The 12,980-nt window shown below is 48.5% G+C and carries 13 protein-coding genes; 11 read left to right on the top strand and 2 right to left on the bottom strand.

The window, feature by feature from the left end; genetic code table 11:
- Positions 1-11: 11 nt before the first annotated feature.
- Positions 12-1,160, top strand: a complete 1,149-nt coding sequence (locus ACQ5DJ_RS21655) for a glycosyltransferase family 4 protein (protein ID WP_429844261.1) — start codon at positions 12-14, stop codon at positions 1,158-1,160.
- A 244-nt stretch (positions 1,161-1,404) separates the two neighbouring features.
- Here the strand turns inward: ACQ5DJ_RS21655 and ACQ5DJ_RS21650 are convergent, their stop codons facing one another.
- Positions 1,405-2,007 (bottom strand): hypothetical protein, encoded by a 603-nt coding sequence (locus ACQ5DJ_RS21650; protein ID WP_429844260.1) that lies wholly within the window; start codon positions 2,005-2,007, stop codon positions 1,405-1,407.
- Between the two features lie 173 nt (positions 2,008-2,180).
- Between ACQ5DJ_RS21650 and ACQ5DJ_RS21645 the strand changes: the two genes are divergently transcribed.
- Genes ACQ5DJ_RS21645 through ACQ5DJ_RS21625 form a run of 5 tightly spaced genes read left to right on the top strand, consistent with a single transcriptional unit; the run spans position 2,181 to position 7,204 of the window.
- Positions 2,181-3,218: an ABC transporter ATP-binding protein gene (locus tag ACQ5DJ_RS21645; protein ID WP_429844259.1), complete on the top strand. Its 1,038-nt coding sequence runs from the start codon at positions 2,181-2,183 to the stop codon at positions 3,216-3,218.
- Complete coding sequence (locus ACQ5DJ_RS21640) at positions 3,211-3,837, top strand: DUF4129 domain-containing protein (RefSeq protein ID WP_429844258.1); 627 nt, start codon at positions 3,211-3,213, stop codon at positions 3,835-3,837. Before ACQ5DJ_RS21645 ends, ACQ5DJ_RS21640 begins: the two co-directional genes overlap by 8 nt.
- Complete coding sequence (locus ACQ5DJ_RS21635; RefSeq protein WP_429844257.1) at positions 3,830-4,954, top strand: DUF4350 domain-containing protein; 1,125 nt, start codon at positions 3,830-3,832, stop codon at positions 4,952-4,954. Before ACQ5DJ_RS21640 ends, ACQ5DJ_RS21635 begins: the two co-directional genes overlap by 8 nt.
- A gap of 8 nt (positions 4,955-4,962) precedes the next feature.
- Entirely contained in the window at positions 4,963-5,883 is a 921-nt protein-coding gene (locus ACQ5DJ_RS21630) for an AAA family ATPase (protein ID WP_429844256.1), read from the top strand.
- Positions 5,834-7,204, top strand: coding sequence for a DUF58 domain-containing protein (locus ACQ5DJ_RS21625; protein ID WP_429844255.1), 1,371 nt, complete (start codon positions 5,834-5,836; stop codon positions 7,202-7,204). Before ACQ5DJ_RS21630 ends, ACQ5DJ_RS21625 begins: the two co-directional genes overlap by 50 nt.
- On the opposite strand, the gene ACQ5DJ_RS21620 is transcribed toward ACQ5DJ_RS21625, so the two are convergent.
- A complete protein-coding gene (locus tag ACQ5DJ_RS21620) occupies positions 7,171-8,151 on the bottom strand; it encodes a stage II sporulation protein M (RefSeq protein ID WP_429844254.1) in 981 nt (326 codons plus the stop codon). The genes ACQ5DJ_RS21625 and ACQ5DJ_RS21620 overlap by 34 nt on opposite strands.
- Positions 8,152-8,231: 80 nt before the next feature.
- Here ACQ5DJ_RS21620 and ACQ5DJ_RS21615 point away from each other — a divergent pair, with 80 nt between their 5' ends.
- The 5 genes from ACQ5DJ_RS21615 to ggt all read left to right on the top strand — a co-directional run bounded on the left by ACQ5DJ_RS21615 (position 8,232) and on the right by ggt (position 12,961).
- The gene (locus tag ACQ5DJ_RS21615; protein WP_429844253.1) at positions 8,232-8,801 is read left to right on the top strand and encodes an RDD family protein; all 570 of its coding nucleotides are present in this window, start codon (positions 8,232-8,234) and stop codon (positions 8,799-8,801) included.
- Positions 8,798-9,055: a hypothetical protein gene (locus tag ACQ5DJ_RS21610; RefSeq protein WP_429844252.1), complete on the top strand. Its 258-nt coding sequence runs from the start codon at positions 8,798-8,800 to the stop codon at positions 9,053-9,055. Before ACQ5DJ_RS21615 ends, ACQ5DJ_RS21610 begins: the two co-directional genes overlap by 4 nt.
- Before the next feature lie 137 nt (positions 9,056-9,192).
- Entirely contained in the window at positions 9,193-9,699 is a 507-nt protein-coding gene (locus tag ACQ5DJ_RS21605) for a hypothetical protein (protein WP_429844251.1), read from the top strand.
- A complete protein-coding gene (locus ACQ5DJ_RS21600) occupies positions 9,680-10,759 on the top strand; it encodes a phosphodiester glycosidase family protein (RefSeq protein WP_429844250.1) in 1,080 nt (359 codons plus the stop codon). The genes ACQ5DJ_RS21605 and ACQ5DJ_RS21600 overlap by 20 nt, the downstream gene beginning before the upstream one ends.
- A gap of 168 nt (positions 10,760-10,927) precedes the next feature.
- Complete coding sequence (gene ggt / locus ACQ5DJ_RS21595; RefSeq protein WP_429844249.1) at positions 10,928-12,961, top strand: gamma-glutamyltransferase; 2,034 nt, start codon at positions 10,928-10,930, stop codon at positions 12,959-12,961.
- Positions 12,962-12,980 lie beyond the last annotated feature (19 nt).

Raw genomic sequence — 12,980 nt, 5'->3', positions numbered from 1 at the left:
GGAGAATACGGATGAAAGTTATCATGGTCTGTACAGAGAAATTGCCAGTCCCTCCTATACGAGGGGGAGCGATTCAGACTTATATTGCAGGGATTGCAGATATTCTAGGGAGGCATCACGAGTTGACTATCCTGGGAACGTCGGATCCCACGCTACCGATGGATGAAAAAGTTCGCAATGCGCGTTATGTGCGAGTAAATGGTCAAGGTGTTTTCGAGATCTATGCACGCGAAGTAGCCGCTTTCCTGAGTGCGAACAACTATGATGTCATCCATGTTTTTAACCGACCGCGGATGGTTCCTATCATTCGTGAAGTATGCCCGAACGCACGTATTATTCTAAGTATGCACAATGATATGTTTGATCCGGTAAAAATAGGGCAGGTAGACGCTGCTAGAGCTGTTGCTGAAACAGAACGCATCATCACCATCAGTGATTATGTCGGCCGAGTCATTGCCTCGCTGTATCCAGAAGCAGCAAATAAACTCCGCACGATTTATTCAGGTGTGAACTTGGAAACATTCGTTCCGGTGGAAGGATCCAATATGGCGCAAAAGATTCGTCAGGAACTACGGGCGACGCACAATCTTGGCAACAAACAAGTGATCTTGTTTGTTGGACGATTGACGCCGAAAAAAGGGGCCGACATTCTAGTTCGCGCGATGAATGAACTCCGCTCCTACCATTCCAATATCGCTCTCGTCTTGGTTGGAGGGTCCTGGTACGGAGAAAATAAAATCAGTGACTATGCAGCATATGTACGCTCACTAGCGAATCGTTCGCCTGTTCCGGTTATTACAACGGGATTTGTTCCGGCAGATCAGATTCACCACTGGTTCTGGGCGGGAGACGTTTTTGTCTGTCCTTCGCAATGGGAGGAACCACTGGCACGTGTTCATTATGAAGCGATGGCTGCTGGTCTTCCATTTGTCACGACAAAGCGGGGTGGAAATGCTGAGGTGATCATTGGAGGCAATGGACTGTTGGTCGAGCAGCCCGAGGACCCTCAAGCGTTTGCTGTACAGCTGAAACAACTATTGTCCAGCCGCGATCTCCAACGTCAAATGGGGAGAAGCGGACGCCAGCTTGCTGAACAAAGATTTACATGGGATCGAGTCGCAAGAGATGTGTTAGACGTATGGAACAACAGGGGTAGGTAAAACCAAAAAGTGAATGCTATCAGCCCACTTCTCTGAGAAAGAGCGGAGAAGTGGGCGTTTATTCATACCTTCGGGACGAAAGAGTCGTGCAATGCCCTGCTAGAGTGGACAGGCTAGTCTGAACAAAAGGGCTTGTCCCACATGAGTTTGTACAAAATGGAGGGAAGAAGATGCGGGGAATCTACTACGCACAGACTCCCCGCATCACCAGATAATCCTGAAGCTTTGCAAAATATCAGCTTGTTCAATTCGGTTCTGCATTTGGAATAATTGCGACGATGTGGGTGATAGGAATAAGAATAGAGGCTCCGTTTGTACGTGAGGAGATTAAGGTCTGTAATTCAATGATTCCTTCGTCTACTCTAAGAAGCTTTCCGACTCGGTAAGAACGACTCTCAGGTCCCCAATCCGTCGTCAGTAAGACCTCCACAAGTTGATCCCTTCTCATGCAATTGCTGAGTTCTTGACGAAGCCCTTCTATACATGCTTGATCCGCTGATTCTTCCGTTTCGACATCTACCTTCACTAATGGTGCAGGGATGACGATTGGCTTCGGAGCTTCTACTTGTACATAAGGTGCATCTACTTGTACAACAGGCCGTTCTACTTGTACAACAGGCGCTTCTACATGTACAACAGGTGCTTCTACATGTACAACAGGTGCTTCTACTTGTGGAATGGGGGTGGTCACATTCACTTGAGGTGCGCGAACGTGGATACGGACAAAACGGCGTAGTTGCCTGAGCAGACTTTTGGATTTGCGTTTGGTAGATCGCTTCTTGCAGCGGCATAAGCGGGCTTGCTTTGCTTTTAGCTTCTTCTTTCTCAATGCTTTCAAAGGCAACACTCTCCTTACTATGCATGCAATATCATATTCAGCAGGATGGCAACGGCATTGGACTAACACCTGATTTGACAAAATCAGGCAGGAAAACATTAGCAAAATTAGATGATTTTTTAAAAATAGGAAAATCGTGTATACTTATCAGGTAATCTCAAAAAGAAAGATGGAGGTTTCTCATGAATCGTACGCCGATTGCCCCCATGGGAGTGGGGAAGCTGTTGGACAAGAGCTTTTCTGTGTATCGCCAGCATTTTGGAGCATTCTTTTTGTTGGCTTTAATTTGGTTCGGTCCATTGTTACTCCTGCAGCAACTGCTTTTGGTTGATCTGACCAGAGTGCCTTTGCTCGCACAAGATACAGAAGGTATGGACTTTGCAGAATCGTTAGGCGCAAGATTTGCCGGACAAGAAGAATTTATGACACAAAGCCTTCCGATGCTGCTCATATTCATATTCCTTGTCGCACCAATCCTTTTGATCATCGCCTATCCGCAAATGATTTCCGGTTCGATTTTGCTGACGAAGGCTGCTCTCGAGGGAGAGACCTTGAGCTTAAAAGATGCCTTGAAGGGGGCACTTCGTCGATTTTGGCCGCTCGCGGGCAGTACTTTCCTATATGGAGTAATCGCGTTTGCAGTGTCGACAGCATTTGTCATCGTATATGGATTGATTTTCGTCATGATCGCCTTCGCCGGTGGAATGACATTAGAAACCATATTTGATCCGTCAGATGAAGGCAGCATTGTTCTTATGATCGTTTTAGTTTTATTTGGCTATTTATTCTTAATTGCTGGGATGATGCTCGTACCAGGCTTTTTCTTAATTCGTTGGGGTTTCTATATGCCGCTCGTTCTGTTCGAACGCGATGGTGTCGGAATCGGTCAGAGCTGGAATATGACAAAAGGAAACTTTTGGCGTTTATTTGGTCTTTTTGTTGTTCTCAGTGTGATCTACTCGATGTTCTCTAGCGGCATGCAATTAGTACTCACTAGCGTCTTAGGTACATCTATCCTCGCGCAAATGATTCTGGTTGCACTTACCTGCCTCTTGACCCCTTGGATGGCCATTGTTTACGCGTTGGCTTACTTTGATCTCCGCGTGAGAAAAGAAGGGACAGATTTACAAGAGCTAGTAAGCCGTCAGCTTGCCACATCTGCACCAGTAGAACCAGCAACTCCTACCCCTGCACAAGAGCCGGGAGTTACTCATGATTAGCACGAGTCCTTGGGTAGATGACAAGGAGCATTTACAAGAGATTCTAGCCAGAGACGAGTTCAATTTGCCCCAAGGCAGTGGCGAGAACTGGATTCAAAGAGCGGTGGAGTTTCTGATCGAGTTGATCGCTGATCTTTTTCAGTGGACCCATATTCCAACTGGTGCGGCTAATACCGTATCTACACTCGTGCTCATTATGGCAGTGCTGGGACTGGTCGGCATCATTTACTGGTTATTCCGCAGAATGATTTGGGAACAGAAGAAGCATCGACCGCTGTTTATGGACGGTGAAAAAATACGTTCTCATGCAGACTATTTGCGTGATGCGAAAGAAAAAGCAGCGCGAGGAGAATGGCGGGAAGGAGAACGCTCGTTGTTTTTGGCGTTGTTGGTTTATTTGCAAATGAAGTCATGGGTTCGTGTGGAGAAATGGAAAACGAATTGGGAATACGCAGAAGAAATTGAGGCAAATCAACCGAGCTTACGTGATGTGTTCGGCAGCTTCGCACGAGAATTCGACGCTGTTTGGTACGGGCAAGCACTGGTTGATGAAGGGTCGTTCTGGCAGCGTGTAAACGAACTGGAAGGCATCTGGCGCGAGGAGGGACAGCATGGATAGTTTGCGCACCTATCGTGTCGGAATAGTTGTGGCTACCTTGTTGCTCGTCATCGTGGGCTGGTTGATTGTCAAGCCTACAGCTGAGCCTCTCCCTCCGTACTTGGCTTCGTCTGCACAGCCGAGCGGAATCAAGGCTGTGCTCGTACTACTGGAGGAAAAAGGCAAGCAGGTAAAGGAATGGCGGCAGCCTATGCGTTTTTTACCAACAGCAACTGGGCAGGCCATGCTCGTAGTAGAGCCGGAAAGACTGATGCCAGAGGAACAGATAGACACTCTGGATTGGGTCAGTGAAGGCAATGACCTGATTCTCTTTCAGTCGAGTCCAGCGTGGGAAGACCTTCCCTTTTATACGGAGTACATCCGGGATAAGGAAAATCAGGAGCGAAACATTCAGGGACCGCTCGTCCAGGGCAGGTTCATAGGCAAAGCAGAGACCTCATTTAGATTTTTAGAAGATGAGGACATGGAGCCACTTCTCTACGACGATCAGGGGATACTCGGAGGAAGAACAGAAGTGGGAGATGGCAGTGTCACGTTTTTTCTCGTACCTGAATGGCTAACCAATCAAAAAATTGATCGACTGTCCCACTTTGAAGCGATCTGGCCGTATGTACAAGGAGATTGGTCTGTCCTTTGGGTAGACGAATACCATCACGGCTTGCAGGAAAAACCAGGTTTTTTGGCGATCTACCCGGGCTGGCTCATAGTTGCCTGCATTCAACTTGGTATCCTGCTTTTGCTATATGTGTGGTGGAGAGGAAAACGTTTCGGACCAGTCTATACGCTTAGGGAATGGACGGTGCGACGTGGTGATGAGACGTTGCTCGCCGTGTCTAGCTGGTATGAGCGAAGAGGGCTGGCACAGGATGCGTTGCGCCATCGAGAAGCGTACATGCGACAGCTGTTGTACGATCGGTGGGGAGTGCACCAACGGGCTGATCGTTTGGAAATCATGCGATATGCCAAAACAAGATGGACAAATCAAGAGGTAGAGAAATTTGCTCATCTGCTGGAACGATTGGAACAGGCAAAAAACGAAGGGCGATACTCGCCGAAGAGCTTGCTTGCAGACAGTCTCTTGTTGGATGAGATTACGAAGCGTCTGGAGAAGGAGTGACAACTACCGTGGAGCAATTGTTGCAACAAATGGAAAAAGAGCTGGTTGGTCAGCGGCAAAATGTTCGGCTACTGCTAACAGCTTTGGTTGCCGGCGGACACGTTTTGCTAGAAGGTGTACCCGGTATCGGAAAGACGAAAATGGTTAGGACCTTATCAGAGCTGATGGGGGGCGTGAGCAAGCGCGTCCAGTTTACGCCTGACATGATGCCATCAGACATCATTGGTCATGTGGTGTTCAATATGCAGCAGAACCAGTTTGAGACAATCAGAGGTCCTGTTTTCGCTAACTTATTGCTGGCGGACGAGATCAACCGGACTCCTCCGAAAACCCAGGCGGCCCTTTTAGAAGCAATGGAGGAAGGGCAAGTGACGATTCATGGTGTCACCTATCCTTTGCCAGATCCGTTTTTCGTCGTCGCTACGCAAAACCCTGTGGAGTACGAGGGAACGTATGTGTTGCCGGAGGCTCAACTTGATCGCTTTTTGTTCAAGCTGACAATGTCGTATCCTTCCCATGAAAATGAAAAGCAAATCCTCGCCAAACATATTCCCAACAAGCGCAGCCACGAGCGTAATCAAGAGCCGCTCTTTACATGGGAGGCGATTTTGGAGAAGCGACGCCAATTAGAAGAAGTGGTTGTGGATGATTCGATTCTGGAGTACATAACGACACTGATTCGCAATACTCGCGAAACGAAACGATTGCTCTTAGGTGCCAGCTCTCGTGCCGGAATCGCCGTGTTGATGGCGAGTAAAGCCTGGGCACTTTTGGACAATCGCAAGTTTGTGACGCCTGATGACGTGAAGATGGTGGCCCGCCCTGCATTGCGGCACCGACTCATTCTGTCACCGCAGGTAGAATTGGAGGGGGGTACCGGTGACCACATCATCGAAGAGACGCTGGCGGCTATTCCAGTTCCTCGCTGATTTTTTGGCAGACCGTTTTGTCTTGCCATCCAAGCGACTGCTTGTGGCAGTTTTGCTAGGCACACCCATCGCGATCGTCGGATTTCTACTGGGGATTGGCTATTCGACATTCTTTTTGTACAACGGTTTACTCCTGATAGCTAGTGCCTTGGATTGGGTTACCATCCCTAAACGCCGAGACTTGTCGATCCAGCGAATCTTGCCTGAGCAGACGGATATCGGACAATCGTTTTCGATCGAGCTTGAGTTGGCGAACAGAAGCGGGCAATCCGTTGCGTACTCTATCGTAGATGATCTACCGCTGCCATTTGAAGAAGCTGGACCGATCACAGGTGTGATGGAGCAACCCTACACCAACATAAGTTTTGAAACAAGAGGAAAAGAACGCGGAGAGTACGTGTTCCGCTGGCTTTACATGCGGTGGCATGGCAAGTTCGGCTTGTGGTATCGCCAAAGCCGCTTTGCGTGTGAACAAACGATCAAGGTATACCCTGACCTTTCAGCCGTTCGTGGCTATTTGGCTTCATTGCAGGAGAGCTTGATCGTCGACGGGAAAAAAATCATGCGCAGGGCGAAAGCGGGTACGGAATTCCATGCGATCCGCGATTACGTGCCTGACGATGATCCTCGAATGATTAACTGGTCTGCTTCAGCACGCTCACGACGTCTGATGACGAATCAATATCGACCAGAGCATGGCAAGGTGATAACCATTTTGATCGATTGCGGCAGGTTGATGGGCGTCGAGCTGGATAACCAGACGAGACTGGATCGATCGCTGGAGTCTGCCCTCACGTTAGCGGCAGTGGCATTGCGTCAAGGAGATCAGGTAGCTTTACTAGCTTACTCGCATGAGATCAAGACGTACATACCTCCAGGCAGAGGGCTGCGCCACTTGCACACCCTTTTGGAGGCAACCTACAACCTGACGAGTGATTTTGTAGAGGCCGATCCGGCGAAGGCGCTTGAATTTTTGAATCGCCAGCAGAAGAGAAGGAGCTTGGTGGTTCTTTTTTCAGATATGGAAAACTACCTCGTCGAAGATCAGTTGAGCAATTATTTGTGGCGGATGCGCCGTTCGCATTTGATCTTGCTGCTGTCTTTGGCAGATCCGCTTCTGCATGAATGGAGTCATATAGACACGAGCAACAGCAGCTTGGCGTTTACGAAGGCGGTAGCTCAGCGGTTCCAGCTCGATCGCAGGGCGTTTCAACAAAAAATGATCGGCGCGGGTATCCAGGTACTGGACGTTCCGGCCGATCAATTGACGCTGACGGTTATCAATACTTATTTGGACATCAAATCAAGAGAAGCTTTGTGAGAATCGGGTTTGTATCCGAGGAGGTACCAGGCAATTAGCAAAAGCAATGTGCCGACAGCTACGATGTACTTGGCTTCGAGAGAGAGACTCGATGGAGTAATATAGCCCTCGATGATTCCCGCGATGAACAAGAGTGGGATAGTCGCCAAGAGTAGATGCGCAGATTCTTTTGCCGCCTCCAAAAATTGATGTTTTCGAGCGTAGCGGCCGGGCACAAGTAGGCGGTACCCCATGTGAAGACCTGCTCCACCAGCAATGAAGATGGCAGTCAGCTCGATCACGCCGTGTGGCAAAATGTAGGCCCAAAACGCATAGCTGCTATCTGCTTGATAGTAGACGGCTGCCAAAGCTCCAACCAGAAGGCCATTGAACAAGAGTAGGTAGATGGGGACGATTCCGAATGTAATTCCACTGACAAAGGCCAGCATCGCAACTTTGATGTTGTTGGTCATGATCATCGTGGAGATGACCGGACTGTCGAGGGATTCGTGCCCTTCTCCCAGCCTGGATGGATCGATCTGCTCAGCCATCCCTTGTGGCAATACATAATACAGGTTGAGTGGATCGACCATAACGGCGGCAAAGCCAGAAATACCACCAATGATGAAGAGAAGCGCTGCCACACCAATAAAGCTCATTCGCTTATGTACGAGACCCATCAGGTAGCTGCCGAAGAAATGCTTGAGCTGCTGCCAGCTGCCTATTCGCTGCTTGTAAGCTAAATTATGTGCACGTAAAACGAGTTGATTTAAATAGAGTGTGATCTCGTCTGCAGGATGGTAGGAGCGCACATAGGCCAAATGAGCAGATGTTTTCTTATATAGTTGTGTCAGGCGATCAATATCGGTAGCACTGATGTGCCGAGGTTGTCGGGTAAAACGCTCCACTAATTGTTCCAGTTCGGCCCAAGAGGCTTTATGCTTGTGCCAAAACGAGGTAATATCCATGTATAATGCCTCCTTACATTAACGCGTGTTTCAAAAACTCGAAAAAACCTCAAAGTTTCGAGGGGGGGAAGAAAACCATCATGAATGAACCGACATACGTCAGTGGGTCAAATCGAGAAGCTTCTGTCGTGACACCCGAGCATGTTATGCTACGATTTCAGACGGCAGGTCTAGGCAGTCGAGCCACTGCGATGCTGATTGATACAGGAATCTTGCTCCTGGTTAATCTTACTGTATTTATTTTGTTTGGTATAGTTTTATTTGGAAATGAAGATGATTTTTTCCTGGATTCTGGCAACTACACGTTGGCCATCGTCCTCCTGGTTATCTTCGTAGCGAATTTTGGTTACTTTTGGTTACAGGAAGCATTCTGGGGCGGACAGACCGTTGGCAAAAGGCTGGTCGGAATCCGGGTCATCCGTGATAATGGACAGCCTGCGACGTTTGTTTCCTCGACGATCCGGAATCTGTTTCGAATCATTGACGCAATGCCAACTGGTTATTTTCTCGGGGCGCTCGTATGCTTTTTCCACCCCCGTGATAAGCGAATTGGCGATTTGGTAGCGGGCACAATTGTCGTGGTAGAGTCAGGACAGCGATCGCCTCTTTTTCAGAAAAGAAAGACAAACAGCCAAACGGCTTTGATTTGAATCATGCGCTACTCGTGCTTGAAGAGCGCCAAAAACAGGCGATTACCCGAGAGGACTGGCAGTTGCTGTCCTCCTTCATCAGCAGATCATCTTCTTTATCTCAAGCGAAAAAATATGAACTCGGGAATCAAATTGCCAGCATCATGCGCAAAAAATTAGAGCTTGTTGAAGAACAGACCAACAAGGAAGACCCAATCCTGTTTTTGCAAAGACTGCACAATCAGCTGCAAAGCGAATTTCAACTCCGAAAATAAAGCGAGATACCGCCAAATAAATGGCGGTATTTTCTTTTTTTTACTTGTTTTTCCATTATTCAGCAAAATGCTGCTTCAAAAACTTTCTATGTTATAATGAAACCTCACTCTATGTCACAGAAAGGAGGAGGGAGCCGATGGACGACAAATACATGGGAGCGTCATCGACTTCGTCACCAACACTGCCACTCCCGGCAAACGGGAAGCAGAAAGGAAGACGCAGAAGAGGCAGCCTTTTTCAGGCATTGAATCCCTCCCAGACAGAAGGTAAGCGTCCTTTACTACCGATCGTTTTGGCCGTTCTGGTCTGGGTAGGACTCGCCTACGCTGGATATGCCTTTGCTGTTTATACGTTGGACAAGCAACAGCAATTTGTGAACCAACGAATTGATCAAATTCAAGAAGATAATCAAAAGCAGATGAAGGCATTGGGAGATCAAATGACTCTGGTGCAGGAAGAAATGCAAAATGTCCAGAAGGGTCTGGGAAATCTGGAAGAAGATTTGGCATTGACGGGTGAAACCATTGGTGGCACGAACAAAACCAAAGAAGCTCTGCAGGATCGGGTTGACCAGCTCAACAAACAGCTGGTTGATTTGAAAGCATCTCTGAAAAAATTGGAGGATGCTGCCCGTGCTTGGTAAGATAAACCGTTTCTTTCTCTTTCTGTTGGCGCCTGCTCTTGGTTTTTTGGTCGCTTTTGCGCTGGACAATCCAGTGGACAAGCTCCAGACAGAAGGCCTGAAGCTTCCTTCTGCCGCAGCGAAGAGCCAAGCAGATGAGCTGGGGGAACGGCTCAACGACACCAAGGTGCAGCTTCGAAATGTAGAAGTCGTCATCGAAGACATCCAGGATCGCTCGAAAAAGGAACAGAAAGAATACGAGCAACAAAACAAGAACATCAGCAGCGCACTTGAAGCGAGCAAATCCCAGACGCAAAAATCTGCGGATGTATTGGACACGATTTTGTCCAACATGCTTGGCAAGCCTATCGGTCAACACTTCGGGAAAAACTCGACAGTGAAAGTCTATTCCCTGCAAGAAGGCGGATACCGCGGTTATATGGCCAAAGTTCGCCTCAATGATCCGAACGCGTTGAAAATGGTGTTGGCCAGTAACTCCGTGAAAAGTAAGGGAGAAACGACGAGTCAAGCAGGTAAACGAACAGGAGCCATTCTTGCGATCAATGCAGGTGGCTTTATGGCGGACAAGCAGGGCAATCTGACTCCGTTAGGTATTACTGTTGTTGACGGCAAGATTCGAACCTTTTCCAATAATGCGAAGCTGAGCTTTGTCGGCTTTAACAACAAAGGTCATCTGGTCGGAACAAACATCAAGACGCAGGCGCAAATTACGCAACAAGGGATATTGCAGGGAGCGAGCTTTTTGCCGCGTCTCTTGCAGGACGGAAAGCGATTGCCTATCCCTCATGAATGGGCGAATGCGCGTCAACCGCGAACACTGATCGGCCATTTCGACAACGGCGATTTGCTGCTGATTGTCATTGATGGAAGACGAGATGGCTGGAGTAATGGTGTTACGCTGGAGGAAGCACAAAGAAAGCTGCAAGAGTGGCATGTCGTGGATGCGTATAACCTCGACGGCGGCGGCTCCAGTGCGTTTTATTACAATGGCAAGCTGTTGAACAAGCCATCTGGCGGCAAAGAACGACGCGTGGTGAGCAATTTGGTCATCATGCCATAAACAAAAATCGCAACACTCTTCTGTGAAGACGACAAGTCTTGCTGCAGAAGAGTGTTTTTTTCTGTAGAGAAATGTTTGCCTAAGCAACTGTGAATGTGGGTTGACCTGAAAAAATGCTGAAAATTATAATAAAAGATAGAAGTAATGAAATGGAATAGGAGGGATCGCATGAAAAAAGGGATGTTGGTTGCCCTCTCAATTGTTTCCGTGCTTTCGTTTCCTCATTTTGCTGTAGGAAAAGTCCCAGGTGTGCCAGCAGGTGTGCAAGGAGCTACAAAAGGAATTGTCGCGGTCTCACATCCAGCAGCGGCTCAGGTCGGTAGAGATATCTTGGCAAAGGGCGGTAATGCGATTGACGCTGCGGCTGGGATCCAATTTGCTCTGAATGTGGCAGAACCGTATATGTCCGGTATCGGCGGCGGTGGATTCATGATGATTTATGTGAAGGATCAGAACAAAGTGACGGTGATAGATAGTCGGGAAGTGGCGCCTGCTAAGGTGACTCCCACTATGTTTTTGCGGGCAGATGGTACGCCGATCCCATTTGAGGAGCGACATACGAGCGGTCAGGCTGTAGGTGTCCCAGGGACATTGCTGGGTGTAGAGCAGGCGCTGGAATCGTATGGGACATGGGACTTGGGAAAAGTGATAGAACCGTCGATTGAACTGGCGGAAAAAGGAGTTCGCGTCAACTGGGTGTCCGCACAATTTATTGCCAATTCCATGGAAAAGCTGAAAAAGCACGGTACTGCTGCACAGGTGTTTGCGCCAAATGGTGTTCCACTCAAAGAAGGTGAGATGCTGCTTCAGCCCCAATTGGCGAAAACGTTGAAGATCATCCGCGACAAAGGCTCAGATGCCCTGTATGAAGGTGAAATTGGCAAGGCCCTCGTTGAAGAGATACAAAGAACGGGTGGCACCATGACACTCGATGATTTGCAGGCGTATCAAGTAAAAGAGCGTGAACCGGTCCACGGCATGTATCGCGGATATGAAGTGATTTCGATGGCACCACCCAGCTCTGGCGGCTTGACACTCATTCAGATTTTGAAGCTGATGGAAGGTTACGATAACCAAAAAGACGGAATCGGGTCGGTAGCTTATTTGCATCATCTGATCGAAGCCAACCATCTCGCCTACGCAGATCGGGCGGCTTACATGGCGGACGAAGACGTTTATCCGGTACCGAAAAAGGGGCTGATTGCAGATGAATACATCAAGGAACGGCGTCAGCTCATTCGTGAAGAGACAGCGAATGCCACTGTAGTGGCAGGAGACCCGTGGAAGTACGATCCTGGGAAAAAGCCAGAGGTGTCCATGACACTGAGAGATCAATCTCCGGTCAAGCAGACCACGCACTTCTCTGTGATGGATAAATGGGGGAATATCGTTGCGTATACGACCACCATTGAAGATATTTTTGGCAGCGGTGTGATGGTTCCTGGTTACGGCTTCATGCTCAATAATGAGCTTACAGATTTTGACGCGATTCCTGGCGGTGTCAATCAGGTCGAGCCCGGCAAGCGTCCACGTTCGAGCATGACGCCAACCATGGTGTTAAAAGACGGGAAGCCTTTTTTAGCAATTGGCTCACCTGGTGGCTCCACGATTATCGCCTCCGTATCGCAGACGATTCTCAATGTGATCGATCATGGAATGGAAATTGAGGATGCGATCCGTGCACCACGCATTTTTTCTAGCAGCTATCCGAAAGTGACGTGGGAAGCGGGCATTGACCAAGATGTCATCCTGCAATTGGTGGCAAAAGGTCACGTCTTTGCTGAGGAACCGACGAACATTGGCAACGTCCAAGCGATTGTGTACGATTTTGAAACGGGAAAAATGTACGGCGGAGCGGATAACACACGCGAGGGTACTGTACTCGGGGTCGATGCCATTGCGTATACGGCTGCTCAGCCAATCCAGTCGCCAAAAGATAAAGAAGGCCCCTTTGATTTACGAGTAAATGGCAATGTCTACCCATATACAGCAGAGCAAAAAGTGATGATAGATGGAGTAGCGTATGTTCACGCCAAAAAGTTGCTGTTAGGGTTGGGACAAAAAGTGACGTCCTTCCAGTCTGATGTAGTCATGGTGAAGGGAATTCCTTACTTGCCAGTCAAAAAAGTTGGCGAGAAGCTGGGCTATACGGTCATGTGGAAGGAAGGAGAGCGCTCCATCGAGTTGAATAGCAAAAAGTAGGCTGATCAAGGAAAGGATG

The sequence above is a fragment of the Brevibacillus sp. FIR094 genome (genome assembly GCF_050477165.1).
Taxonomy (GTDB): Bacteria; Bacillota; Bacilli; order Brevibacillales; family Brevibacillaceae; genus Brevibacillus.
The sequence above is the reverse complement of the archived record's forward strand: the minus strand, read 5'-3'. Positions and strand labels throughout refer to the sequence as shown.

Bases quoted from the DNA above. Each gene is read 5' to 3' on its own strand.
- ACQ5DJ_RS21605 (WP_429844251.1), top strand. From the start codon at position 9,193: ATGGACGACAAATACATGGGAGCGTCATCGACTTCGTCACCAACACTG.
- ACQ5DJ_RS21600 (WP_429844250.1), top strand. From the start codon at position 9,680: ATGCTGCCCGTGCTTGGTAAGATAAACCGTTTCTTTCTCTTTCTGTTG.
- ACQ5DJ_RS21640 (WP_429844258.1), top strand. From the start codon at position 3,211: ATGATTAGCACGAGTCCTTGGGTAGATGACAAGGAGCATTTACAAGAG.
- ACQ5DJ_RS21635 (WP_429844257.1), top strand. From the start codon at position 3,830: ATGGATAGTTTGCGCACCTATCGTGTCGGAATAGTTGTGGCTACCTTG.
- ggt (WP_429844249.1), top strand. From the start codon at position 10,928: ATGAAAAAAGGGATGTTGGTTGCCCTCTCAATTGTTTCCGTGCTTTCG.
- ACQ5DJ_RS21620 (WP_429844254.1), bottom strand. From the start codon at position 8,151: ATGGATATTACCTCGTTTTGGCACAAGCATAAAGCCTCTTGGGCCGAA.
- ACQ5DJ_RS21655 (WP_429844261.1), top strand. From the start codon at position 12: ATGAAAGTTATCATGGTCTGTACAGAGAAATTGCCAGTCCCTCCTATA.
- ACQ5DJ_RS21645 (WP_429844259.1), top strand. From the start codon at position 2,181: ATGAATCGTACGCCGATTGCCCCCATGGGAGTGGGGAAGCTGTTGGAC.
- ACQ5DJ_RS21615 (WP_429844253.1), top strand. From the start codon at position 8,232: ATGAATGAACCGACATACGTCAGTGGGTCAAATCGAGAAGCTTCTGTC.